Here is a 23,117-nt window from a genome sequence, read left to right on the forward strand (position 1 = left end):
ACCCCGAATCAATCGGGGCGTTTCTGGTATGGCGACCTGTGTGAAAGGCCACGTGCGATTGCAATAAGTGTTAGGCCACGAGGTCGGAGGTGCTGAAATTGTTGACGCCCACCAGCTGGATTTCGAAGTCCGCGCCAGCATTGCCACTGACATTGCCCGACAGCACATGATCAACGAAACGCAATTGACCTGCACCGGTGAAATCGGCAGCGCCAATGAAACTGAAACTGTTGAAGCCCCCCTGCAACAGATTAGCGTCAAATGCCCTCAGATCTATCTTGTCACCTTCCATTTGGCTGAAATCAGTAATCACATCGCGCAGTATGCCGAGTCCGGTCTCACGCCAGTCATTGAATACAAACAGATCGGCACCTAAACCGCCGGTCATGGTATCCGCTCCCAGCCCGCCGATTAGCGTGTCATTGCCGGCCATCCCGTTGAGCGTGTTGCTGCCCTCGTTACCCAGCACGCGGTTGTTGAGTTCGTTGCCGGTGGCACTCAGGTTTGCGGTACCCGTCAGGATCACATTTTCCACGTTGGCGCCGAGGGTGTAGTCGATAGCGGTGAAGACGCGGTCGTACTGGGTGGCGGCATTGTTGCTTTCGGTCACGACATCGCCAATGTTGTCGACGTAGTAAGTGTCGTTGCCGTCGCCACCGATCATGGTGTCGGCGCCCGTCAGACCATTGAGGGTGTTGCTGCCTTCGTTGCCGGTCAACAGGTTGTCCAACTGGTTGCCATTCAGGGTGAGATCGGCGGTTCCAGTCAACAACCCGTCTTCAACGTTGGCGCCGAGGTTGTAGCTGACGGAGGACTCGACCTGGTCGTGACCTTCGTTGGCCAGCTCGGTGACGGTATCGGCGGCATTGTCGACGAAATATGTGTCATTTCCGGCACCGCCAATCATGGTGTCGGCGCCGGCCATCCCATTGAGGATGTTGTTGCCGGTATTGCCCAGCACGCGGTTGTTGAGTTCGTTACCGGTGGCATTGAGGTTCGCGGTACCCGTCAGGATAACGTTTTCTACATTGGCGCCGAGGGTGTAGTCGATGGAGGTGAAGACACGGTCGTACTGGGTGGCGGCGTTGTTGCTTTCGGTTACGACATCGCCAATGTTGTCGACGTAGTAAGTGTCGTTGCCGTCGCCGCCGATCATGGTGTCGGCGCCCGCCAGGCCGTTGAGCGTGTTGCTGCCCTCGTTACCCAGCACGCGGTTGTTGAGTTCGTTGCCGGTGGCACTCAGGTTTGCGGTACCCGTCAGGATCACATTTTCCACGTTGGCGCCGAGGGTGTAGTCGATAGCGGTGAAGACGCGGTCGTACTGGGTGGCGGCATTGTTGCTTTCGGTCACGACATCGCCAATGTTGTCGACGTAGTAAGTGTCGTTGCCGTCGCCACCGATCATGGTGTCGGCGCCCGTCAGACCATTGAGGGTGTTGCTGCCTTCGTTGCCGGTCAACAGGTTGTCCAACTGGTTGCCATTCAGGGTGAGATCGGCGGTTCCAGTCAACAACCCGTCTTCAACGTTGGCGCCGAGGTTGTAGCTGACGGAGGACTCGACCTGGTCGTGACCTTCGTTGGCCAGCTCGGTGACGGTATCGGCGGCATTGTCGACGAAATATGTGTCATTTCCGGCACCGCCAATCATGGTGTCGGCGCCGGCCATCCCATTGAGGATGTTGTTGCCGGTATTGCCCAGCACGCGGTTGTTGAGTTCGTTACCGGTGGCATTGAGGTTCGCGGTACCCGTCAGGATAACGTTTTCTACATTGGCGCCGAGGGTGTAGTCGATGGAGGTGAAGACACGGTCGTACTGGGTGGCGGCGTTGTTGCTTTCGGTTACGACATCGCCAATGTTGTCGACGTAGTAAGTGTCGTTGCCGTCGCCGCCGATCATGGTGTCGGCGCCCGCCAAGCCGTTGAGATTATTATCGAGCGAGTTGCCCGTCAGAGTGTCGTTGAAGGCAGAACCCAGTGCATTTTCAATTTTGGCCCCGATGGCAATCGCCAGACCCAGCTTTGTGGCTGTTTGAGTGCTCAAATCCACAAACGCCTTGCCGATCTGGCTGAGGGTACCCTCATTAAGGTTGATGCTGACAGCAGAGAGCTGGTTGCTGCCATCAATGGTGTCGTTACCACCCGCGTCCCAGATCGTTTCGAAGACAGACTGGTTAGCGTCCCATTTATAAACGTTGTCGCCGGTCTGCCACAGCATGTTGGCGCCATAAAGGCTCTGGATTACGACGATGTCCAGCACCATGGGGGTGGTTGGCAGATACGAGTAGTTGTTGTTATAGCTCATCACCGTGAAATGAACGTCATCCAGTGATGGATCCAGCAGCGTCTTGTTCGTCGGGCTCACATCAAATGGATGCTTGAGACCCAGCGCGTGGCCTATCTCGTGTACAAATGTCAAATAGTCGTAGCTGCCTTTACCTGGGTTTGGATCATTCGTCTGCGGTCCGATCCAGACATCGCCAGCCACTGGGGTATTGCCCGGAAAGTAAGCCCAGGCGGCGGTTTGGTCGTCCATCAGGCGATAGGCACCAAAGCGCAGATCACCCACGTTACTGATATTGTCACTCGTCAGGGTGAACGTCAGATTTGCAACGGCACTCCAGGCTCCCAAAGCCGCAGTCACTGCACTTTGCTGCCCGGAAGTCAGTGCGTACAGCGCGTTGTACTCGTTGTCCGGGCTATAATCGGTAACGAAATACGACGTTACAGGCGCCATAAAGCTATAGCTCAGACTTGTCGCTCCCAAGGGACTCCAGTTTGATCCCAGCCAATACGTGCCGGAGATCAAGCTGTCGATCAGCGAATTGCCAGTCAGGGAAGCGGTGAAACTAGGGGAGTACGTCGACGGAGTAGGCATTTCTGTATATTTCCTGATGCGCTGCGGCCCTTCCTGATGCGACCGCTACAAAAGACGATTTTGCACTAAAGTTTATACATTTGATATCATTTCGACATCACTTTCTGATTGCTGGTGTCAATTACTGACCTTGGGTGTTATCTATCGGCTTGAGTGATAAATTCTGGATAACTGCATGTTGCCGTTTGTCGAGAATCTATTTATGTCCCCTACCTGACCTTGGGCTCATCCGTGAAACCTTCCCCGTCGGCCCTTTGCAGTGCAACTGCACCATCATCGGCGACCCCCTCAGCAAAAAAGCCATCGTCGTCGACCCGGGCGGCAACCCTGACCTGATCATGGCGCGCCTTGATGCCCATGGTCTGAAAGTCGTCAGCATCATCCACACCCACGCGCATCTCGATCACTTCCTCGCTTCCGGGCAAATGAAAGAAAAAACCGGCGCAACCCTGCATCTGCACAAGGAAGACCAGTTCCTCTGGGACAACCTCGAGATGCAATGCCAGATGTTCGGCGTGCCGTACACCCCGGTGCCAGCGCCGGACCGCTGGCTGAGCGACGATGAAGAACTGGCCTGCGGTTGCGGCGTGGCAATTCACACGCCGGGACATACGCCCGGTTCCATGAGCTTTTGGTTTTCCGAGGCTAAGCTGTTGATAGCCGGCGACACGCTGTTTCGCCGCGGAGTAGGGCGCACGGATTTGTGGGGCGGCGATCAAGCCACCATTGTGCGTTCGATCAAGCAGCGCCTGTACACGCTGGACGAGGACGCAACCGTCGTGACCGGGCATGGTCCCGATACGCGTCTGGGTGACGAGATGCGCGAAAACCCGTTTGTGCGGGCTTAAAAATTTCGTCACGAGTGTCGCGCGGAATTTTTGCGCATTGTCATGATCCAACGCCCGCGCAGGTCCATTAGCCAAGTGGCCGCTGCACCATAGAATGCAAAAAACCAGGAGCTCTCCATGTTCACCACGCGTCGTTTGATTATTGTCGCTACTGCCGTGGCCTTGCTGTCCGGCTGCGCCTCGCCCAACCCGTATGACAATCAGGGTCAGGCCGACGGTGGCTCGCAAGGCATGAGCAAAACCGCCAAATACGGCGGCCTCGGGGCGCTGGCCGGTGCACTCGCCGGCGCCGCCATCGGCCACGACAACCGTGGCAAGGGCGCCCTGATCGGTGCGGCTGTCGTCGGTGCCTCCGCTGCCGGTTACGGCTATTACGCCGACCAGCAGGAAAAGAAACTGCGCGCGAGCATGGCCAACACCGGTGTTGAAGTGCAGCGTCAGGGCGATCAGATCAAGCTGATCATGCCGGGCAACATCACCTTCGCCACCGATTCGGCGAACATTGCCCCGAGCTTCTACCAGCCGCTGAACAACCTGGCCAACTCGCTTAAAGAGTTCAACCAGAACCAGATCGAAATCGTCGGCTACACCGACAGCACCGGCAGCCGCCAGCACAACATGGATCTGTCTCAGCGTCGGGCACAGAGCGTGGCGACCTACCTGACCTCGCAAGGCGTCAGCGGTGCCAACCTGTCGGCCCGTGGTGCCGGTCCGGATAATCCGATTGCCAGCAACGGTGACGTCAATGGCCGCGCGCAAAATCGTCGCGTCGAGGTCAACCTGAAGGCGATTCCGGGCCAGCAATATGGTGGTCAACAGCAACAGCCGGGTACGGTTCAGCAGTATCCGTAAGCGATTGTCTGAATGAAGAAATGCCCGGTCCTGTGATCGGGCATTTTTTTGTGTCGCCTGTAGCGGCCCTTTCGCGAGCAGGCTCGCTCCCACAATTGAAATGCATTCCCCTGTGGGAGCGGGCTTGCCCGCGAAGAGGCCGGTACTGGCACCGACGATTGCAGATACAAAAAAAGCCCCCGGACACATCACTGTCCGGGGGCTTTTTGTTTTCAGCGAAGACTGCTTACTTCTTCAGTCCGTAATGCTCATCGAGCATGCCCGGTGAGTTCGGGCTCTTCGGCGCATAATCACGCGGCGGTTCCTGATCACGCGGTGGCGTCAGGCGTTCACGCGGTGCCTGCGCGGCGTCGGCGTGCAGTGCGGCGATCAGGCGCTGGCGGGTCTGCTCGTCCAGGGCCAGCCGGTTGGCGCCCTCGGCGAGATGATCCTGCACTTCCTGATAACTCTGGGTCAGCTTCTTGACCAGCATCGCCGTGCTGTTGAAGTGGGTGACCACTTCGTTTTGATAACTGTCGAAACGCTCCTGGATATCATCCAGTTGACGCTGCGTACGGCTCGGTGCGGCGTTCGGCGCAACGCGCGCGATCAGGAATCCAATGGCGACACCCACAACCAGGGCAAGAGTCGGTAACAACCAAACTAAGAGCGAGTGTTCCACGAGTCCTTCCTCTATAAACGGCTTTGCTTTACGTTAACGGCTCGAACCTGCGCTGTATACCGCGATTCACTCGCAATAGATTGGCACAGACAATTTGCTAGACGAGTCGACCCGATTCGAGGTCACGGAGTTCCTCCCTTGCTGATGCGTGAAACCCCTGTAGTAATTGACGGCCCAGTCGGGCAAATCGAGGCTTTGTACCTGGAGACTGAGCAGCCACGCGGCATCGCGCTGATCTGCCATCCGAACCCGGTGCAAGGCGGCACCATGCTCAACAAGGTCGTCTCGACCCTGCAGCGCACCGCGCGCGACGCAGGACTGATCACCTTGCGCTTCAACTATCGCGGCGTCGGCGCCAGCCAAGGCACGCACGACATGGGCAGTGGTGAAGTCGATGACGCCCAGGCCGCCGCTGCCTGGCTGCGGGAAAAACACCCCGACTTGCCGCTGACCCTGTTCGGTTTCTCCTTCGGCGGATTTGTTGCAGCAAGTCTCGGCGGCCGTCTCGAAGCTCAAGGCGTGCAGCTTGAGCACTTGTTCATGGTCGCCCCGGCGGTGATGCGTCTGGGCGAGCAGGATCAACTGCCGCTACGAGGCAAGCTGACGGTGATCCAGCCAGAAACCGACGAAGTCATCGATCCGCAGTTGGTCTATGACTGGTCGGAAAAACTCCAGCGCCCCCATGAGCTGCTGAAAGTGGCAGAATGCGGACACTTTTTTCACGGCAAGCTGACTGATCTCAAGGATCTTCTGCTGCCGCGTCTCTCGAATTGATTGCAGTCTGACAAGCGATTACCCATGACCAACCGTACCCGCATTCTCACCGGCATCACTACCACTGGCACGCCGCACCTGGGCAACTACGCCGGCGCCATCCGCCCGGCGATTCTCGCCAGCCGTGACAGCAATGCCGACTCGTTCTACTTCCTGGCCGACTACCACGCCCTGATCAAATGCGATGACCCGCTGCGCATCCAGCGCTCGCGCCTGGAAATCGCTGCGACGTGGCTGGCCGGTGGCCTGGATGTCGACCGCGTGACGTTCTACCGCCAGTCGGATATCCCGGAAATCCCCGAGCTGACCTGGCTGCTGACCTGCGTTGCCGCCAAGGGCCTGCTCAATCGTGCGCATGCCTATAAGGCGTCGGTGGACAAGAACGTTGAAACCGGTGAAGACCCGGATGCCGGTATCACCATGGGCCTCTACAGCTACCCGGTGTTGATGGCGGCGGACATCCTGATGTTCAACGCGCACAAGGTGCCGGTCGGTCGAGATCAGATTCAGCACGTCGAGATGGCCCGTGATATCGGCCAGCGCTTCAACCATCTGTTCGGCCAGGGCAAGGAGTTCTTCACCATGCCCGAAGCGCTGATCGAGGAAAGCGTGGCGACCTTGCCAGGCCTTGACGGTCGCAAGATGTCCAAGAGCTACGACAACACCATTCCGTTGTTCTCTAGCGCCAAGGAAATGAAGGACGCGATCTCGCGGATCGTCACCGATTCCAAGGCCCCGGGCGAAGCGAAAGATCCAGACAACTCGCACCTGTTCACCCTGTTTCAGGCCTTCGCCACACCGGCGCAGTCCGACGAATTTCGCAGCGAACTGCTCGGTGGTCTGGGCTGGGGCGAGGCGAAGAATCGCCTGTTCCAGTTGCTCGACAGCGAGCTGGGCGAGGCGCGCGAGAAGTATCACCAGTTGATCGAGCGCCCGGCGGATCTGGAAGACATTCTGCAGATCGGTGCGAAGAAGGCTCGTGCGGTTGCGACGCCATTTCTCAACGAATTGCGCGAAGCTGTCGGCCTGCGTTCTTTCGTCAATCAGGTGCAAGTCGCCGCGACCACCAAAAAGAAAGCCGCGAAAGCCGCGCGTTTCGTCAGCTTCCGTGAAGACGATGGCAGCTTCCGTTTCCGTCTGCTGGCGGCCGATGGCGAGCAACTGCTCCTGTCGCGCAACTTCGCCGACGGCAAAACTGCCGGGCAGGCGACCAAGCAACTGCAATCCGGGCAACCTTTGGACGTACGCAGCGAAGGCCTGAATTTCAGTGTCTGGCTGGAAGGCAAGTGCATCGGCGACAGCCCGGTTTTCGCCGACGCTGACGCGCGTGACGCCGCCATCGAGGCGCTGCGCATCGCCCTGACCCCGGCTCAGGACTAAACGGCGGCACGACCCGACCAAGGGCCGATTGCCATTCCCACAGGCCGTCGCTACAGTGACGGCCCGTTTTTGTTGCCTTGCTAACGAATTATGACGCCCCTAGAACGATATCAAGCTGATCTGAAACGCCCGGATTTCTTCCATGACGCCTCGCAGGAAACGGCTGTGCGTCACTTGCAGCGTCTTTACGACGACTTGATCGCCGCCGACCAGAACAAGCCGGGCCTGCTGAGCAAGCTGTTCGGCAAAAAAGATCAGGCGCCGGTCAAGGGCCTGTATTTCTGGGGCGGCGTCGGTCGCGGCAAGACTTACCTGGTCGACACCTTCTTCGAAGCGCTGCCGTTCAAGGAAAAGACCCGCACCCACTTCCACCGCTTCATGAAGCGCGTGCACGAAGAAATGAAAACCCTGGGCGGCGAGAAGAACCCGCTGACCATCATCGCCAAGCGTTTCGCGGCCGAGTCGCGGGTGATCTGCTTCGATGAATTCTTCGTCTCCGACATCACCGACGCGATGATCCTCGGCACGCTGATGGAAGAGCTGTTCAAGAACGGCGTGACCCTCGTCGCGACCTCGAACATCGTTCCGGACGGCTTGTACAAGGATGGCCTGCAACGCGCGCGGTTCCTGCCGGCCATCGCGCTGATCAAGCAGAACACCGAGATCGTCAACGTCGACAGCGGCGTCGACTACCGCCTGCGTCACCTCGAGCAAGCGGAGCTGTTCCACTATCCGCTCGACGAAGCCGCTCACGAAAGCCTGCGCAAGAGCTTCCGCGCGCTGACGCCGGAGTGCACCGCAGCGGTCGAAAACGATGTGCTGATCATCGAAAACCGCGAAATCCGCGCGTTGCGCACCTGTGACGACGTGGCCTGGTTCGACTTCCGCGAATTGTGCGACGGCCCACGCAGCCAGAACGACTACATTGAGCTGGGCAAGATCTTCCACGCCGTGCTGCTCAGCGGTGTCGAGCAGATGAGCGTCACCACCGACGACATCGCCCGCCGCTTCATCAACATGGTCGACGAGTTCTACGATCGCAACGTCAAGCTGATCATTTCCGCTGAAGTCGAGCTGAAGGATCTGTACACCGGCGGCCGCCTGACGTTCGAGTTTCAGCGCACGCTGAGCCGCTTGCTGGAGATGCAATCGCACGAGTTTCTGTCTCGGGCGCACAAGCCTTAAGCCTGTTGTTGAAAGGCCTGCGACCTCAGGCCTTTTTTCGTTAATGCAATGCGCTTTTTCCCGGGATTAACGTCACCGGTTTGAACGCACTAGCCGGGTGATCGAGGGTTATCGAATGAAGTTCGTCGGTGCGGATGGTTTGAGAGGGATCGCCTGCTTGATTGTGTTGGTCCTGCACTCGTACTACTTTTTTTTCGATGGTATGAATGGCTTTATAACGGGATTGCCAAAAATCGGCGTTTGGTTGTTCTTTGTATTGAGTGCCTTCTTGCTGACGGTAAAATTCGAATCTGAAGGTTTTTCCGCACGGGTGTTATTGATATATCTGGTTGGGCGGGTGATGCGGATATTACCTCTCTATATTATTTTTGTGCTGGTGTATTGGTGGTGGGGGACTGCTGGAATAAACACGTTGCATGATTTAACCCAAGCATTGACGCTTGGTGGGACTTATGCACATCTTTGGACCGTGCCTGTCGAATTCAAATATTATATTTTTCTGCCGCTGGTGGCTTATCTACTCATAGCGAGCAAGCAAAGGTTTGGTGTGGCAGGCTGTTTTTCAGTCGGACTACTACTGATATTTTTAGAGCAAATACTATGGCCATACTGGATGACGCCCATCGCCAACTCAGAGGTGAAGTGGTATTTGTCTTCGTTTGCATTTGGCTCTCTGGCCGCGATGCTCAAGAGCGAGTCAGTCAAATGGGCCAATGCTCGTAACTCCGACATTGTCGCATTGACTTTTCTGGTTGTGGTCGTATTGATAAGCCCTTACAGTCGCTATAAATTGTTCGGCGTTGATCCTGACCAGTATCTGGTCAATAAATTTGTATATCTTAGTGCGCTCTGCGCAGTGTTGATGCTCTTCGTAGTCCATGGTCAAGGGATGATCGGTCGGGTGGTCAGGTCTAGGCTTCTAAGGAGTATCGGTTTCTGGAGTTATCCGATTTATCTAGTGCATTGGCTCATAGTAGTAAAACTCTCATCGCTTTATCCCGGAAGCCTGGGTGCGCTATTTTTGGCAGTTATGGCTTCACTCCTTGCAGGCGGTGCTCTTCACTATAGTTTGGAACTGCCACTCGAGCGCTTCAGACGTTGGGTTCTCGGGCGTTTGTCTGTATCAGACGCTGTGACGTTATTAGCCGGTCGTTCACGATAGCCCGACAGGCATTGAGTCACTGAGGTTAACTGAAATAATTTTACGGCGGTCATGGCCGCCGTAAAAACATCTATTGATGAAGTTGTTCTAAGCAGCCTGCTGAAACTGTTGCCGATACTGGTTCGGCGACAGTTCGGTGTGCTGGCGGAACAGTCGCGCAAAGAAGCTCGCATCGTCGTAACCGACTTCATAACTGATGGTCTTGATGCTCTTGCGCGTGCCGGACAACAAACCCTTGGCCGTCTCGATGCGCAGTCGTTGCAGGTAGTGCAGCGGCTTGTCACCGGTGGCGGTCTGGAAGCGGCGCATAAAGTTGCGGATGCTCATGCCATGCTCGCGGGCGACGTCTTCGAAGCGGAATTTGTCGGCGAAATGCTCTTCGAGCCAGTGCTGGATCTGCAGGATGATCACGTCCTGGTGCAGCTTCTGCCCGCCGAAACCGATGCGGCCCGGTGAATAGCTGCGCTGCACTTCGTAAAGGATGTCGCGGGCCACGGCTTGCGCCACGTTCGAGCCGCAGAAGCGTTCGATCAGATAAATGTACAGGTCGCAGGCCGAGGTGGTGCCGCCCGCGCAGTAGAGATTGTCGGCATCGGTGAGGTGCTTGTCCTGATTCAGGTACACCTTGGGGAAGCGTTCGGCGAAGGCGTTGAAGAAGCGCCAGTAGGTGGTGGCTTCCTTACCGTTGAGCAACCCGGCCTCGGCCAGCCAGAACACTCCGGTCGCTTCGCCGCATAGCACTGCGCCGCGCGCGTGTTGTTCGCGCAGCCACGGCAGGACTTGGGGGTAACGGGCGCACAGCGTATCGAAATCGTCCCAGAACGCCGGGAGGATGATCACATCGGCGTTTTCCAGGCCGCCATCGACCGGCATGATCACATCGCTGAAGCTCTTCACCGGTTTGCCATCGGGACTGACCAGGCGCGTTTCGAATGCCGGTGTCAGGCCATGGCCCAGTTGCTTGCCATAACGCAGGCTGGCCACATGGAAAAAATCCTTGGCTTGCATGAGGGTGTAAGCGAATACCCGGTCAATGGCCAGGATGCTGACGCGCCGCAGGGGCGGGGAGACTTGCTTGGACATAATTCAACTTTTTGTTTTGTTTTTATAAGGGAAAGTGGTCACCAGACGGCTGGATCGTCTTATTTTTTGTCGGATGTGTCCAGTGTCCTGTAGCACAAGCCAGGCTTAGTCTCTGAAGGTCGTATTCCTTCAACAAGAAAGACAGGTGCCGCATGATCCCCAGAACCTTGTTCAGCCCCGAGCACGAATTGTTTCGCGACAGCGTACGAACATTCCTCGAAAAAGAGGCGGTGCCGTTCCACGGGCAATGGGAAAAGCAGGGGCATATCGATCGCCAGCTCTGGAACAAGGCGGGGGAGGCGGGGATGCTCTGCTCGCATTTGCCGGAGGAGTACGGCGGGCTGGGCGCGGATTTCTTGTACAGCACCGTGGTGATTGAAGAGGTCGGTCGCCTGGGCTTGACCGGTATCGGTTTTTCGCTGCACTCGGATATCGTCGCGCCGTACATCCTGCATTACGGCAGCGAGGCGCTGAAGCACAAATACCTGCCGAAACTGGTTTCCGGGGAGATGGTCACCGCCATTGCCATGACCGAGCCGGGCGCCGGATCCGACTTGCAAGGGGTGAAAACCACGGCGGTGCTGGACGGTGACGAGTACGTGATCAACGGTTCGAAAACCTTTATCACCAACGGCTTTCTCGCCGATCTGGTGATCGTGGTGGCCAAGACCGACCCGAAGGCCGGCGCCAAGGGCACCAGCCTGTTTCTGGTGGAGGCGAATACGCCCGGCTTTGAGAAGGGCAAACGCCTGGAGAAAGTCGGAATGAAGGCGCAGGACACGTCGGAATTGTTCTTTCAGGATGTGCGCGTGCCGAAGGAAAACCTGTTGGGGCAGGCGGGAGCCGGGTTTGCCTATCTGATGCAGGAATTACCGCAAGAGCGCCTGACGGTGGCCATCGGCGGGCTGGCCTCGGCGGAAGCAGCGCTGCAATGGACGCTGGATTACACCCGTGATCGCAAGGCGTTCGGCAAGGCGATTGCCGACTTTCAGAACACCCGATTCAAATTGGCCGAGATGGCTACAGAGATTCAGATCGGCCGGGTCTTCGTCGACCGCTGCCTGGAACTGCACCTGCAGGGCAAACTCGATGTACCGACGGCGGCGATGGCCAAATATTGGGGGACCGACTTGCAATGCAAGGTGCTCGACGAATGTGTGCAACTGCATGGCGGCTACGGCTTCATGTGGGAATACCCGGTGGCCCGAGCGTGGGCGGACGCACGGGTGCAGCGAATTTATGCCGGCACCAATGAAATCATGAAGGAGATCATTGCGCGGTCGCTTTGATGATCGTTCCCACGCGCAGCACAGGAATGCCGCCGGGGACGCTCCGCGTTCCGCTGTTGAGGTGATCTGACTGGCCCCTTCGCGAGCAGGCTCGCTCCCACAGGACATTGTTTTCTCTGCGGGAGCGAGCCTGCTCGCGAAGCTTTTAGCGGTAGGTCACGGCGCCGGATTCGGATGATCCTTGTGAATCGCCTCGATCCCGGCCAGCACTTCATCGGAAAGCTTCAGGTCAAAACTGGCAATATTGCTATCCAGCTGTTCCAGCGTTGTCGCGCCAATGATGTTGCTGGTCACGAACGGTTGCTGCGTAACAAACGCCAGAGCCATTTGCGCCGGATCCAGGCCGTGTTCACGGGCCAGCGCGACATAACGGCTGCATGCCGCTTCCGATTGCGCGTTGAAATAGCGGCTGAAGCGGCTGTAGAGGCTCAGGCGGCCTTTTGGTGGGCGGGCTCCGCCTTCGTACTTGCCCGACAGGAAGCCGAACGCCAGTGGTGAATAGGCGAGCAGGCCGCATTGTTCGCGGATGGCGATTTCCGCCAGTCCGATTTCAAAGCTGCGGTTGAGCAGGTTGTACGGGTTCTGGATCGACACCGCCCGGGGCCAGCCACGGGCTTCAGCCAGGGCGAGAAAACGCATGGTGCCCCACGGCGTCTCGTTGGACAGACCGATATGGCGGATTTTGCCGGCCTTCACTTGTTCGTCGAGGGCTTCGAGGGTGTCTTCGAGCGGGGTGAGGTTGGCTTCGACCTTGTGCTTGTAGCCCAGCTGTCCGAAAAAGTTGGTGCTGCGCTCCGGCCAGTGCAACTGGTACAGGTCGATGTAATCGGTCTGCAGGCGCTTGAGGCTGGCGTCCAGCGCTTCGGTGATGTGCTGGCGGTTGTGGCGCAGGTTCTTGTCGCGGATGTAGTCGATGGTGTTGCCGGGACCGGCGATCTTGCTGGCGAGAATCCAGTCGGCCCGGTCGCCGCGGCTTTTGAAGTAATTGCCGATGTAACGCTCGGTGGTGGCGTAGGTTTCGGCTTTCGGCGGCACCGGGTACATCTCGGCGGTGTCGAGGAAATTGATCCCGGCCTCTTTGGCTCGTTCGATCTGGGCGAAGGCTTCAGCCTCAGTGTTTTGCTCGCCCCAGGTCATGGTGCCGAGGCAGATTGCACTCACGTTCAGGTCGGTACGGCCTAGCTGGCGATAGTCCATCGGGTGCTCCTTGGGCAAAACAATCATAAAAGCAGGTTGAAAAATTTTTCGCAATCTGCATAATTGCCGACCTCTTTCTGCAGTGGAAGTGATGCGCCGCCGCCGAAGAATCTTGCCGTTGAACGGACGCGCCGACCCGAGCCCCCGAAAGCGTCTGTATCCGGCTGCCTTTGACTTGTCAAAGTACGCACTATTCAGTAAGATCCGCCGTCTAATTTACAGGCGGCCCCTGAGGCTATAAAGAATGAAAACTTTTACTGCTAAACCGGAAACAGTAAAGCGCGACTGGTTTGTCGTCGACGCTGCTGGTCAGACCCTGGGTCGTCTGGCCACCGAAATCGCGAGCCGTCTGCGTGGCAAGCACAAGCCTGAGTACACTCCTCACGTTGACACCGGCGACTACATCGTCGTCATCAACGCCGAGCAGATCCGTGTTACCGGCGCTAAAACCACTGACAAAATGTACTACTCCCACTCCGGTTTCCCGGGCGGCATCAAGTCGATCAACTTTGAAAAGCTGATCGCCAAAGCCCCTGAGCGCGTGATCGAGACCGCGGTTAAAGGCATGCTGCCTAAAAACCCGCTGGGTCGCGACATGTACCGTAAGCTGAAAGTCTATGCGGGCGCTGCACACCCTCATACTGCTCAGCAGCCCCAAGAACTGAAGTTTTAACGGAATAGTACATTATGTCGGCGACTCAAAATTACGGCACTGGCCGTCGCAAGACCGCAACCGCACGCGTTTTCCTGCGTCCGGGTACTGGTAACATCTCCATCAACAACCGTTCGCTGGATAACTTCTTCGGCCGCGAAACTGCCCGCATGGTAGTTCGTCAGCCGCTGGAGCTGACCGAGACTGTCGAGAAATTCGACATCTACGTCACCGTGATCGGCGGTGGTGTAAGTGGTCAGGCTGGCGCAATCCGCCACGGCATCACTCGCGCTCTGATGGACTACGACGAAACCCTGCGTAGCGCTCTGCGCAAAGCTGGCTTCGTTACCCGTGACGCCCGTGAAGTTGAACGTAAGAAAGTGGGTCTGCGTAAAGCGCGTAAGCGTCCGCAGTACTCGAAGCGTTAATTCCGCTTCCACGTTCAAAAAAGAACGCCCGATTCCTCACGGAAGCGGGCGTTTTTTTATGCCTGCGATTTATCAAAGAATTGCGTTGTGACAACTTGCCACATCCGTAGACCCCCTATACTCCAAGGCTTGAGGGGGTTAGCCCCGGGTAATTAACCTTGTCAGAATTGGGGGTTTTCATTACCATTCGGGCAAAATTTTTATAAGTAACATTTGATTTATTTAGTAGACGCCTGATTTAACAGGCCAAAAAGCTGATGGGAGAGGACTGAATGAGCAATGACGGCGTGAATGCAGGCCGGCGTCGCTTCTTGGTAGCAGCCACATCCGTGGTGGGTGCTGCAGGAGCGGTGGGGGCTGCGGTCCCGTTCGTGGGGTCATGGTTTCCCAGTGCCAAGGCGAAAGCCGCCGGTGCACCGGTGAAAGTGAATGTCAGCAAAATCGAGCCAGGGCAGCAGATGATTGCTGAATGGCGCGGCCAGCCGGTGTTCATTGTCCGCCGTACCGAGGAAATCCTGGGGAATCTCAAGAAGATCGAAGGCCAGCTCTCCGATCCGACTTCCAAAAACTCCACGCAACCCACCTATGTCGACCCTGAGGTGCGCTCGATCAAGCCGGAAATTCTGCTGCTGATCGGGATCTGCACGCACCTGGGTTGCTCACCGACTTTCCGTCCCGAAGTGGCACCTGCGGATCTGGGCAAAGACTGGGTAGGCGGGTATTTCTGCCCGTGCCACGGTTCCCATTACGATCTGGCTGGCCGCGTCTACAAGTCGCAACCTGCGCCTTTGAACCTGCCAGTTCCCCCGCATTCCTATGAGACCGATGACCTGATTGTCATCGGCGTCGATACGGAGAAAGCGTGATGAGCAAGTTCATGGATTGGGTTGATGCGCGCTTTCCCGCGACCAAAATGTGGGAAGACCATCTCAGCAAATATTACGCGCCAAAAAACTTCAACTTCTTCTACTTCTTTGGTTCCCTGGCGCTGCTGGTGCTGGTCAACCAGATCGTCACCGGTGTCTGGCTGACGATGAGCTACACACCGTCGGCAGAAGAAGCCTTCGCTTCCGTCGAATACATCATGCGCGACGTCGAGTACGGCTCGATCCTGCGGCTGCTGCACTCGACCGGCGCCTCGGCGTTCTTCATCGTCGTCTATCTGCACATGTTCCGTGGCCTGCTTTACGGTTCGTACCAGAAGCCGCGTGAGCTGGTCTGGGTGTTCGGCATGCTGATTTATCTGGCGCTGATGGCCGAAGCGTTCATGGGTTACCTGCTGCCGTGGGGGCAAATGTCCTACTGGGGCGCGCAGGTGATCATCTCGCTGTTCGGCGCGATCCCGCTGATCGGCGATGACCTGACCCAGTGGATTCGTGGTGACTACCTGATCTCCGGAATCACCCTGAACCGCTTCTTTGCCTTGCACGTCGTGGCGCTGCCGATCGTGATTCTCGGACTGGTGGTGTTGCACATTCTGGCGCTGCACGAAGTCGGTTCGAACAACCCTGACGGCATCGACATCAAGAAGCACAAGGACGAAAACGGCATCCCGCTGGACGGCATCGCCTTCCACCCGTACTACACGGTGAAAGACATTGTCGGCGTCGTAGTGTTCCTGTTCATCTTCTGCTTCATTGTGTTCTTCTTCCCGGAAATGGGCGGCTATTTCCTCGAAAAACCGAACTTTGAGCCGGCTAACCCGTTCAAGACGCCTGAACATATTGCCCCGGTCTGGTACTTCACACCGTTCTACGCAATCCTGCGCGCGGTGCCGGACAAGCTCCTCGGCGTTATCGCCATGGGCGCGGCGATTGCGGTGCTGTTTGTGCTGCCTTGGCTGGATCGCAGTCCGGTCAAGTCGATGCGCTACAAAGGCTGGCTGAGCAAAATCTGGCTGGTGGTGTTCTGCATTTCGTTCGTGATCCTCGGCGTTCTGGGTGTGCTCGCCCCGACACCTGGCCGCACGCTGCTGTCGCAGGTCTGCACCTTCCTGTACTTCGCCTACTTCATTCTGATGCCGTTCTACACCCGGCTCGAGAAGACCAAACCGGTTCCGGAAAGGGTGACTGGCTGATGAAAAAGTTATTTTTTGCTCTGATTTTTGCTGTGCTGCCTTCCCTCACTTTTGCTGCCGGGGGCCACGGTCCAGAATTGGAAAGTGTCGACATCGACGTCTCCGACAAAGCCGCCTTGCAGGATGGTGCGCGGACCTTTGCCAACTATTGCATGGGGTGCCACAGCGCCAAGTTCCAGCGTTACGAGCGAGTCGCCGATGACCTTGGCATCCCGCACGAGTTGATGCTGGAGAAGCTGGTATTCACCGGTGCCAAGATCGGCGATCACATGAATATCGGCATGCAGCCGAACGACGCCAAGACCTGGTTCGGTGCGGCGCCACCGGACCTGACTCTGGTGGCTCGCGTGCGTGGCACTGACTGGCTGTACGGTTACCTGAAGTCGTTCTACGAAGACCCGGCACGTCCGTGGGGCGTGAACAACAAGGTCTTCCCGAACGTCGGCATGCCTAACGTGCTGGTCGGCCTGCAGGGTCGTCAGGTTGTCGGTTGCAAACAGGTGCAGATCGTTGAGGACGGCAAGAAGCAATATGATCCGCTGACCGGCACGCCGCTGACCCATGAAGCGTGCGATCAGTTGACCATCGTGCCGAAATCCGGTGCTCTGAACGAAGAGCAGTTCGATGAGAAGGTCAAGAATCTGGTAACCTTCCTGGCTTACTCGGCTAACCCGGTTAAGCTGCAACATCAGCGCATCGGTACTTATGTCTTGCTGTACCTGGCGTTCTTCTTTGTGTTCGCCTACCTGCTCAAGCGTGAATACTGGAAAGACGTGCACTGATACGCTTCAAGCATTGCTGTTAATCGCGCGCGCCCAAGGGCGCCTCCGCTAAAGCAGGGTCTGCTCAATCAGACCCTGCGGGAGGTGCCCTCTGGGCGCGCGCGTTTTTCCGGTTCCGACAATTTCAACAAGCGAGGAGGATCGCCATGGGCGTGACCAATCGGTTGGCCTGTTACTCCGACCCCGCCGACCACTATTCCCACCGAGTGCGCATCGTGCTTGCAGAGAAGGGTGTCAGCGCAGAGATCATTTATGTGGAAGCTGGTCGTCAGCCGCCTAAACTGATTGAAGTGAACCCTTACGGCAGTCTGCCCACGCTGGTCGATCGTGACCTGGCGTTGTGGGAGTCGACCGTGGTGATGGAATATCTGGATGAGCGTTACCCGCACCCGCCGCTGCTGCCGGTTTATCCGGTGGCGCGGGCCAATAGCCGTCTGCTGATTCACAGGATTCAGCGTGACTGGTGCGGGCTGGTGGATCTGATTCTGGATCCTAAAAGCAAAGAGGCCGCACGGGTCGTGGCACGCAAGGAATTGCGCGAAAGCCTGACGGGTGTTTCGCCGCTGTTTGCCGACAAACCGTTCTTCCTCAGTGAGGAACAAAGTCTGGTGGATTGCTGCCTATTACCCATACTCTGGCGTTTGCCGATTATGGGTATTGAACTGCCGCGGCCGGCCAAGCCGCTGCTTGATTATATGGAGCGCCAGTTTGCGCGTGAGGCATTCCAGGCGAGTCTGTCTGGTGTCGAACGCGATATGCGCTAAGGCTTAAGGAGCCGCTATGAACTCCAGTCGACCTTATCTGGTCCGCGCGCTCTACGAGTGGATTGTGGATAACGATTGCACCCCGCACATGCTGGTCAATGCCGAGTACCCGGCAGTGCAGGTGCCGCAGGGTTTCGCCAGCGACGGGCAGATTGTCCTGAACATCTCGCCCAGTGCCGTGCGTCATCTGCACATGGACAACGACGTGGTGACCTTTGAAGGCCGCTTCGGTGGTGTCCCGCACAGCCTGTACGTGCCGATCAGTGCGATCCTGGGTATCTACGCCCGGGAGAATGGACAGGGGATGGTGTTTGATCTCGAGTCGCCGCTGGACGACGAGGAAGAGATCGATCCGGACGATCTTCCGCCACCCGACAGCGAGCCACCGCGGCCAAGCGGCCGGCCAAGCCTGAAGGTTGTGAAGTAATAAAAAAGGCGATCCGAATGGATCGCCTTTTTTATTACGTAGGAGCTGACGAGTGCATGGCTCCTACACAGCTCCTGCGCAATCAGATCAGTCGATGTACTCGAACAGCTTCACGATCTTCTGCACGCCGGAAACACCCTGAACCAGATTGGTCGCCTGGGCGGCTTCCTGTTTGGTCAGCAGGCCCAGCAGGTAGACGATGCCGTTTTCGGTAATGACTTTGATGCGCGAGCCAGGAATGCTGGCGTCGGTGAGCATCTGCGTCTTGATCTTGGTGGTCAGCCACGCGTCGTTCTGGCGGGCCAGCAAGGAGGATGGTTGCAGCACTTGCAGCTCGTTGTGCACCTTCTTTACGCGCTGGACGTTGGCGGCAGCCTGTTCCGCCTTGGCCTTGAGGTCTTCGCGCGGGGTCTGGCCGGCCAGCAGCACGACGCCGTTGAAACTGGTGACGACAATGTGCGAATCGTTATCCAGGGCCGGATCGGCCTTCGCCACGTTCACACCGACTTTGGTTTCGATCAACGAATCGTCGATCTTGCTGCCGAAGGTGCGCGTGCCGCGGTCGTCTTCGATAGGCGCTTCACGGCTGGCGTTCACCACCGAGGTGCAGCCGCTGATGCCGAGGCACAGGGTCAAGGCCAGAAGGCCAAGGCGATTAGGGGTCATTCTTCACTCCCGAACAGTTGGCTGTCGATCAGATCGCAGAGGCAATGGATCGCCAGCAAGTGGACTTCTTGAATACGTGCAGTGACATTGGCCGGTACGCGAATCTCGACGTCCTCGGGCAACAGCAGCGACGCCATGCCGCCGCCATCGCGTCCGGTCAAAGCTACGACAATCATTTCGCGATCATGTGCGGCCTGGATCGCTTGAATAATGTTCGCCGAGTTGCCGCTGGTCGAAATCGCCAGCAGGACATCGCCCGGCTGACCCAGTGCGCGAATCTGTTTGGAGAACACTTCGTTGTAGCTGTAGTCGTTGGCGATCGAGGTGATCGTCGAGGTGTCGGTGGTCAGGGCAATCGCCGGCAGGCTCGGGCGTTCGCGCTCGAAGCGGTTCAGCAGCTCCGAAGAAAAGTGCTGGGCGTCGCCGGCGGAGCCACCGTTGCCGCACGAAAGCATTTTGCCTTCGTTCAGCAGGGCGTTGACCATGATCTGGCTGGCTTGCTCGATGTGCGGTGCAAGTACGTCCATCGCCTGTTGCTTGGTGTCGATACTGGCCTGGAAAAGCTGGCGAATTCGGGATTGCATGTCCATCTGTGTGACCTTAAGTAGCGCGGCTGTCCGGCACATGAATGTGCAGCCCGCAAAGCAAAGAGCAAAATTTATCGGTGGGATTGTCCGGGACGCAGCGCAGACGATCAACTGTCGAAAGCATTCTGCAGCCAGTTCAACTGATCCGGATGGCTGTCGATGGCCACCACGTCGAAGCGGCAGGGGGCGTTGGCCCAACGCGTCTCGCGCTGAAGAAAATACTGCGCAGCGAGAATCAGCTTCTGCTGCTTGCGCCCATCGATGCTAGCGAGCGCGCCGCCCCATTGGGTGTCTTTTCTGTAACGAACTTCAACGAATACTACTGTATCGCCATCAAGCATGACCAGATCAAGCTCGCCGCGTTTGCATAACCAGTTCTGCGCCAGCAGGCGCAGACCGTGTTGTTGCAGATGCTCGAGCGCCTGGCGCTCGGCATCCTTGCCGCTTTGCGAGCGTGACCTGTCGGGCATCAGCGTGGGGTGTCCGGCAGGCGTTGAACCTGGCCGCTGACGAACTGCGCCCAAGGCAACTGACGCACAACACGCTGGGTCTGGGTCATGCCGAGGCTGCCCGACTGACCTTCGATGCGGCTGTCCGGCAGGGCTTTGAGCTGGCCCAGGCGCGGTGCCAGGCGATACGCATCGGCGCCCATCGCATACAGGCGGCCGAGACTGCCGGCAGCCTGTGGCCATTGCGCGACGACTTGCTGGCGCAGCGGGTCGCTGGTTTCAAGCAACCATGGGGTTTCGCAGAAGCGAATGCCGGTCATGTCGTTGTACTGGTTAACGTCGCCACTGGCGCTGTACACATGGGAGGTCGCATAGACCGGAACGTCACCGGCGTACTGGAAGTTCAGGGTTGGCTTGATCTGCTGGGCCTGTTGCGGCGTCGCGGCGAGGAAGATGAACTCGATGTCCTGGCGACGCGAAGGCTGCGCGGCAACGTTGGTGCCGGCGGCATTCTGCAGGCTCTTGGCGCGGGCTTCGCTCTGGCGCAGCTGGAACATGTCGGCGATCTGCTGGGCCAGTTGCACTGGCTGATCGACACGTTCGGTGGCAACGATGCTGCCGCCATTGGCTTGCCAGTCCTGGCTGAACGCACGCAATACGCGGTCGCCCCATTCGCCTTCCGGCACCATGATCGCGGCGCGGTGCAGGCCGTCGGCGCGGGCGCGACGCGAGACTTCGCGGGCTTCGTCCTCCGCGGCAAGACCGAACTGGAACAGTTGCGCAGGGCCCTGATCGCCTTCGCTGTAGTTCAGCGCAAGGGTGGTGATCGGCAGTTGCGGACGGGTGCTCAGTTGTTTGACCAGCGGTTTTTCCAGCGGACCGACCACCAGTTGCACACCGTCAGCCTGGGCCTTGCGGTAGAACTCGTCCATCGAAGTCAGTTTCGAGCTGTCATAGAACTCGATGACAGGCGGCTTTTGTCCGGCCTGTTGCGCCTGATAATGCGCGGCCATGAAACCTTCGCGCAGCGCTTTGCCGACAGCGGCCAGTTGGCCGTCCTGTGGCAGCAGCAGGGCGATTTTGCTCAGCGGCTGGCTGGCCAGTTCCTTGAGTTTGGTCAGCGGCAGCGGCAGAGTGATTGCGGCCGGGTGCTTTGGATTCTGTGCGCGCCAGGTGTCGATTGCGGCTTGCTGCTGTTCCAGCGTGCCTGCAGTTTTCACCGCTTGCGCCAGCGCCATCCAGCCACCGAGGTCATCGGTCGCGTTCGGTTGCAGTTGATCGGTCGGCAGTGAAGCGATCAGGGTCCAGATCGCTTCGTGGTTCTTGCCTGCGGCTTCGCCTTCGAGCATTGGCGCGATGAACACTCGCTCGCGTGCGGCGGCCAGGGTCTGGCCATCGGCTTCCAGGGCGCGGGCACGAACGGTGCCGGTGCGCACTTGCTGCTCTTCAGGCATCTCGCCCAATTGTTGCAGGCTTGGATGGCTCAGGGCGGTCAGCGCGGCTTTCGGCTGGTTGCGCGTCATCGCCAGTTCGGCGGACAGTGTGTTGGCGAAAATCTGCTGGCCGGGTTTGAGTTGCTCCATCGGCACTTGTTGCAGGATTTGCGCGGACTGTCCGGCGTTGCCCTGGCGATAAGCCAGGTCTGCCGCGCTCAGGCGCAACAGGGCGGCTTTTTCCGGGGTTTTCGCCTGGCCAGCCTGTTCGAGCAACTGCTCGATGCTGGCGTCCGGGGTCCGTGGAAGTTCGCCAAGGCTGGAGGAAGGGGAGCTGGCACACGCCGCCAACAAGGCAGCGAGGCAGAGGGCAGTGAACAGCCGCAGGCAAGCGATCATGTAAGTGTTCCTGATACTCGATCAAATTAGCGTGGAATTGTACCCAAGCACTGGCCGGGGCGCGATGTTACTGGCGTGAATCGATCAATTTAGCTGGCGCAAAGGGTGTCGCGCCGCACAACGGTGTGAAAAACCCGGGGCGGGTGAAGCGCATCGCAAGCTGCGTGACGCGCTACAATGGCCGCTTTTACCGATCACGAGGTGTGCGCTTTGACTGCTCCAGGTTCCCTGAATTCCGCTGCTGGCTCGCTTTATGTGGTGGCGACGCCCATCGGCAACCTGGACGACATCAGCGCCCGGGCCCTGAAAATCCTTCGTGAGGTGGCGCTGATTGCGGCCGAGGACACGCGTCACTCGGCGCGGCTGATGCAGCATTTCGGGATTTCCACGCCGCTGGCGGCTTGCCACGAACATAACGAACGAGATGAAGGTAGCCGTTTTATCACCCGTTTGCTGGCGGGCGACAACGTCGCGCTGATTTCCGATGCCGGCACGCCGCTGATTTCCGATCCGGGTTATCACCTGGTGCGTCAGGCCCGTGCTGCCGGAATCAATGTGGTGCCGGTACCGGGTGCTTGTGCCCTGATCGCTGCACTGTCGGCGGCGGGGCTGCCGTCGGACCGTTTCATCTTCGAAGGTTTTCTGCCGGCCAAGTCGGTCGGGCGCAAGGCTCGACTCGAGGCAGTTAAAGAAGAGCCACGCACGCTGATTTTTTATGAGGCCCCGCACCGCATTCTCGAATGTTTGCAGGACATGGAAGCGGTGTTCGGTGGCGAGCGCCACGCCTTGCTGGCCCGAGAGATCACCAAAACCTTCGAAACGCTTAAAGGCCTGCCGCTGTCGCAGTTGCGTGAATTTGTCGAATCCGACAGCAATCAGCAGCGCGGCGAATGCGTGGTGCTGGTGGCTGGCTGGACCGCCCCGGAGTCTGAAGAGGCGGTCAGCAGCGAGGCGATGCGCATCCTCGATCTGTTGCTTGAGGAAATGCCACTCAAGCGCGCCGCCGCGTTGGCCGCGCAGATCACCGGTGAGCGCAAAAACGTGCTGTACCAGGTGGCGCTGGATAAACAGAAGGGCGAGTAACCCGTCGCGCAGACAGGTTTTGCGGCTATTAGCGCTTGTTCTTCAGGCGCGCTGCCGTTAACCT

At 58.1% G+C, this 23,117-nt stretch carries 23 protein-coding genes; 15 read left to right on the forward strand and 8 right to left on the reverse strand.

Translation table 11 applies throughout. The annotated features are described in order from the left end of the window. Positions 1-70 precede the first annotated feature (70 nt). A complete protein-coding gene (locus HU743_RS18025; protein ID WP_186650281.1) occupies positions 71-2,875 on the reverse strand; it encodes a M10 family metallopeptidase in 2,805 nt (934 codons plus the stop codon). A 194-nt stretch (positions 2,876-3,069) separates the two neighbouring features. Here HU743_RS18025 and HU743_RS18030 point away from each other — a divergent pair, with 194 nt between their 5' ends. Further along, the gene (locus HU743_RS18030; RefSeq protein ID WP_186650305.1) at positions 3,070-3,723 is read left to right on the forward strand and encodes an MBL fold metallo-hydrolase; all 654 of its coding nucleotides are present in this window, start codon (positions 3,070-3,072) and stop codon (positions 3,721-3,723) included. A gap of 117 nt (positions 3,724-3,840) precedes the next feature. Further along, positions 3,841-4,575 carry an OmpA family protein gene (locus HU743_RS18035; RefSeq protein WP_090286156.1) on the forward strand — a complete coding sequence of 245 codons (735 nt, stop codon included), beginning with the start codon at positions 3,841-3,843 and terminating at the stop codon, positions 4,573-4,575. A 226-nt stretch (positions 4,576-4,801) separates the two neighbouring features. On the opposite strand, the gene HU743_RS18040 is transcribed toward HU743_RS18035, so the two are convergent. After that, a complete protein-coding gene (locus tag HU743_RS18040) occupies positions 4,802-5,236 on the reverse strand; it encodes a DUF1043 family protein (protein ID WP_016773251.1) in 435 nt (144 codons plus the stop codon). Positions 5,237-5,380: 144 nt separating this feature from the next. On the opposite strand from HU743_RS18040, the gene HU743_RS18045 reads away from it, so the two are divergent. The 4 genes from HU743_RS18045 to HU743_RS18060 all read left to right on the forward strand — a co-directional run bounded on the left by HU743_RS18045 (position 5,381) and on the right by HU743_RS18060 (position 9,737). After that, on the forward strand, positions 5,381-6,010 hold the full coding sequence (locus tag HU743_RS18045) for an alpha/beta fold hydrolase (protein ID WP_186635880.1): 630 nt from the start codon (positions 5,381-5,383) through the stop codon (positions 6,008-6,010). 24 nt (positions 6,011-6,034) lie between these two features. Further along, the gene (locus HU743_RS18050) at positions 6,035-7,390 is read left to right on the forward strand and encodes a tryptophan--tRNA ligase (RefSeq protein WP_186650284.1); all 1,356 of its coding nucleotides are present in this window, start codon (positions 6,035-6,037) and stop codon (positions 7,388-7,390) included. Positions 7,391-7,480: 90 nt separating this feature from the next. Then, positions 7,481-8,575, forward strand: coding sequence for a cell division protein ZapE (gene zapE / locus HU743_RS18055; protein ID WP_186650287.1), 1,095 nt, complete (start codon positions 7,481-7,483; stop codon positions 8,573-8,575). Positions 8,576-8,690: 115 nt separating this feature from the next. Beyond that, a complete protein-coding gene (locus tag HU743_RS18060; RefSeq protein WP_186650289.1) occupies positions 8,691-9,737 on the forward strand; it encodes an acyltransferase in 1,047 nt (348 codons plus the stop codon). An 87-nt stretch (positions 9,738-9,824) separates the two neighbouring features. Here the strand turns inward: HU743_RS18060 and HU743_RS18065 are convergent, their stop codons facing one another. Beyond that, positions 9,825-10,721, reverse strand: a complete 897-nt coding sequence (locus HU743_RS18065) for a GlxA family transcriptional regulator (protein WP_186549152.1) — start codon at positions 10,719-10,721, stop codon at positions 9,825-9,827. A gap of 251 nt (positions 10,722-10,972) precedes the next feature. On the opposite strand from HU743_RS18065, the gene HU743_RS18070 reads away from it, so the two are divergent. Next, positions 10,973-12,109 (forward strand): acyl-CoA dehydrogenase family protein, encoded by a 1,137-nt coding sequence (locus HU743_RS18070; protein ID WP_186548984.1) that lies wholly within the window; start codon positions 10,973-10,975, stop codon positions 12,107-12,109. Positions 12,110-12,265: 156 nt separating this feature from the next. Here HU743_RS18070 and HU743_RS18075 read toward each other — a convergent pair whose 3' ends face one another. Continuing rightward, on the reverse strand, positions 12,266-13,306 hold the full coding sequence (locus HU743_RS18075) for an NADP(H)-dependent aldo-keto reductase (RefSeq protein WP_186619806.1): 1,041 nt from the start codon (positions 13,304-13,306) through the stop codon (positions 12,266-12,268). Between the two features lie 244 nt (positions 13,307-13,550). On the opposite strand from HU743_RS18075, the gene rplM reads away from it, so the two are divergent. The 7 genes from rplM to HU743_RS18110 all read left to right on the forward strand — a co-directional run bounded on the left by rplM (position 13,551) and on the right by HU743_RS18110 (position 18,436). Continuing rightward, the gene (rplM, locus tag HU743_RS18080) at positions 13,551-13,979 is read left to right on the forward strand and encodes a 50S ribosomal protein L13 (protein ID WP_007917032.1); all 429 of its coding nucleotides are present in this window, start codon (positions 13,551-13,553) and stop codon (positions 13,977-13,979) included. A gap of 14 nt (positions 13,980-13,993) precedes the next feature. Further along, positions 13,994-14,386 carry a 30S ribosomal protein S9 gene (gene rpsI, locus HU743_RS18085; RefSeq protein WP_003228056.1) on the forward strand — a complete coding sequence of 131 codons (393 nt, stop codon included), beginning with the start codon at positions 13,994-13,996 and terminating at the stop codon, positions 14,384-14,386. A 272-nt stretch (positions 14,387-14,658) separates the two neighbouring features. Continuing rightward, on the forward strand, positions 14,659-15,252 hold the full coding sequence (gene petA, locus HU743_RS18090) for a ubiquinol-cytochrome c reductase iron-sulfur subunit (RefSeq protein WP_007917031.1): 594 nt from the start codon (positions 14,659-14,661) through the stop codon (positions 15,250-15,252). Further along, complete coding sequence (locus HU743_RS18095) at positions 15,252-16,463, forward strand: cytochrome bc complex cytochrome b subunit (RefSeq protein ID WP_186650291.1); 1,212 nt, start codon at positions 15,252-15,254, stop codon at positions 16,461-16,463. The genes petA and HU743_RS18095 overlap by 1 nt, the downstream gene beginning before the upstream one ends. After that, positions 16,463-17,245, forward strand: coding sequence for a cytochrome c1 (locus HU743_RS18100; RefSeq protein ID WP_186650293.1), 783 nt, complete (start codon positions 16,463-16,465; stop codon positions 17,243-17,245). The genes HU743_RS18095 and HU743_RS18100 overlap by 1 nt, the downstream gene beginning before the upstream one ends. Before the next feature lie 146 nt (positions 17,246-17,391). Next, a complete protein-coding gene (locus HU743_RS18105; protein WP_186530436.1) occupies positions 17,392-18,009 on the forward strand; it encodes a glutathione S-transferase N-terminal domain-containing protein in 618 nt (205 codons plus the stop codon). A 16-nt stretch (positions 18,010-18,025) separates the two neighbouring features. Continuing rightward, the gene (locus tag HU743_RS18110) at positions 18,026-18,436 is read left to right on the forward strand and encodes a ClpXP protease specificity-enhancing factor (protein WP_186548993.1); all 411 of its coding nucleotides are present in this window, start codon (positions 18,026-18,028) and stop codon (positions 18,434-18,436) included. An 87-nt stretch (positions 18,437-18,523) separates the two neighbouring features. Here HU743_RS18110 and HU743_RS18115 read toward each other — a convergent pair whose 3' ends face one another. The 4 genes from HU743_RS18115 to HU743_RS18130 form a co-directional block, all read right to left on the reverse strand. Next, complete coding sequence (locus HU743_RS18115; RefSeq protein WP_186548995.1) at positions 18,524-19,102, reverse strand: BON domain-containing protein; 579 nt, start codon at positions 19,100-19,102, stop codon at positions 18,524-18,526. Beyond that, the gene (locus HU743_RS18120; protein WP_008082788.1) at positions 19,099-19,692 is read right to left on the reverse strand and encodes a phosphoheptose isomerase; all 594 of its coding nucleotides are present in this window, start codon (positions 19,690-19,692) and stop codon (positions 19,099-19,101) included. Before HU743_RS18120 ends, HU743_RS18115 begins: the two co-directional genes overlap by 4 nt. A gap of 104 nt (positions 19,693-19,796) precedes the next feature. Continuing rightward, the gene (locus HU743_RS18125; RefSeq protein ID WP_186635726.1) at positions 19,797-20,159 is read right to left on the reverse strand and encodes a YraN family protein; all 363 of its coding nucleotides are present in this window, start codon (positions 20,157-20,159) and stop codon (positions 19,797-19,799) included. Next, complete coding sequence (locus tag HU743_RS18130; RefSeq protein ID WP_186650295.1) at positions 20,159-21,970, reverse strand: penicillin-binding protein activator; 1,812 nt, start codon at positions 21,968-21,970, stop codon at positions 20,159-20,161. Before HU743_RS18130 ends, HU743_RS18125 begins: the two co-directional genes overlap by 1 nt. Before the next feature lie 177 nt (positions 21,971-22,147). Here HU743_RS18130 and rsmI point away from each other — a divergent pair, with 177 nt between their 5' ends. Further along, complete coding sequence (rsmI, locus tag HU743_RS18135; RefSeq protein ID WP_186619810.1) at positions 22,148-23,053, forward strand: 16S rRNA (cytidine(1402)-2'-O)-methyltransferase; 906 nt, start codon at positions 22,148-22,150, stop codon at positions 23,051-23,053. Positions 23,054-23,117: the final 64 nt, after the last annotated feature.

It is taken from the genome of Pseudomonas sp. SWRI99, assembly GCF_014270125.1.
GTDB lineage: Bacteria > Pseudomonadota > Gammaproteobacteria > Pseudomonadales > Pseudomonadaceae > Aquipseudomonas > Aquipseudomonas hamedanensis.

Coding starts and splice junctions, on each gene's coding strand:
- HU743_RS18025 (WP_186650281.1), bottom strand. CDS start 2,875: ATGCCTACTCCGTCGACGTACTCCCCTAGTTTCACCGCTTCCCTGACT.
- HU743_RS18035 (WP_090286156.1), top strand. CDS start 3,841: ATGTTCACCACGCGTCGTTTGATTATTGTCGCTACTGCCGTGGCCTTG.
- HU743_RS18045 (WP_186635880.1), top strand. CDS start 5,381: ATGCGTGAAACCCCTGTAGTAATTGACGGCCCAGTCGGGCAAATCGAG.
- HU743_RS18050 (WP_186650284.1), top strand. CDS start 6,035: ATGACCAACCGTACCCGCATTCTCACCGGCATCACTACCACTGGCACG.
- zapE (WP_186650287.1), top strand. CDS start 7,481: ATGACGCCCCTAGAACGATATCAAGCTGATCTGAAACGCCCGGATTTC.
- HU743_RS18060 (WP_186650289.1), top strand. CDS start 8,691: ATGAAGTTCGTCGGTGCGGATGGTTTGAGAGGGATCGCCTGCTTGATT.
- HU743_RS18070 (WP_186548984.1), top strand. CDS start 10,973: ATGATCCCCAGAACCTTGTTCAGCCCCGAGCACGAATTGTTTCGCGAC.
- HU743_RS18075 (WP_186619806.1), bottom strand. CDS start 13,306: ATGGACTATCGCCAGCTAGGCCGTACCGACCTGAACGTGAGTGCAATC.
- rplM (WP_007917032.1), top strand. CDS start 13,551: ATGAAAACTTTTACTGCTAAACCGGAAACAGTAAAGCGCGACTGGTTT.
- rpsI (WP_003228056.1), top strand. CDS start 13,994: ATGTCGGCGACTCAAAATTACGGCACTGGCCGTCGCAAGACCGCAACC.
- petA (WP_007917031.1), top strand. CDS start 14,659: ATGAGCAATGACGGCGTGAATGCAGGCCGGCGTCGCTTCTTGGTAGCA.
- HU743_RS18095 (WP_186650291.1), top strand. CDS start 15,252: ATGAGCAAGTTCATGGATTGGGTTGATGCGCGCTTTCCCGCGACCAAA.
- HU743_RS18100 (WP_186650293.1), top strand. CDS start 16,463: ATGAAAAAGTTATTTTTTGCTCTGATTTTTGCTGTGCTGCCTTCCCTC.
- HU743_RS18105 (WP_186530436.1), top strand. CDS start 17,392: ATGGGCGTGACCAATCGGTTGGCCTGTTACTCCGACCCCGCCGACCAC.
- HU743_RS18110 (WP_186548993.1), top strand. CDS start 18,026: ATGAACTCCAGTCGACCTTATCTGGTCCGCGCGCTCTACGAGTGGATT.
- HU743_RS18115 (WP_186548995.1), bottom strand. CDS start 19,102: ATGACCCCTAATCGCCTTGGCCTTCTGGCCTTGACCCTGTGCCTCGGC.
- HU743_RS18120 (WP_008082788.1), bottom strand. CDS start 19,692: ATGGACATGCAATCCCGAATTCGCCAGCTTTTCCAGGCCAGTATCGAC.
- HU743_RS18125 (WP_186635726.1), bottom strand. CDS start 20,159: ATGCCCGACAGGTCACGCTCGCAAAGCGGCAAGGATGCCGAGCGCCAG.
- HU743_RS18130 (WP_186650295.1), bottom strand. CDS start 21,970: ATGATCGCTTGCCTGCGGCTGTTCACTGCCCTCTGCCTCGCTGCCTTG.
- rsmI (WP_186619810.1), top strand. CDS start 22,148: ATGGCCGCTTTTACCGATCACGAGGTGTGCGCTTTGACTGCTCCAGGT.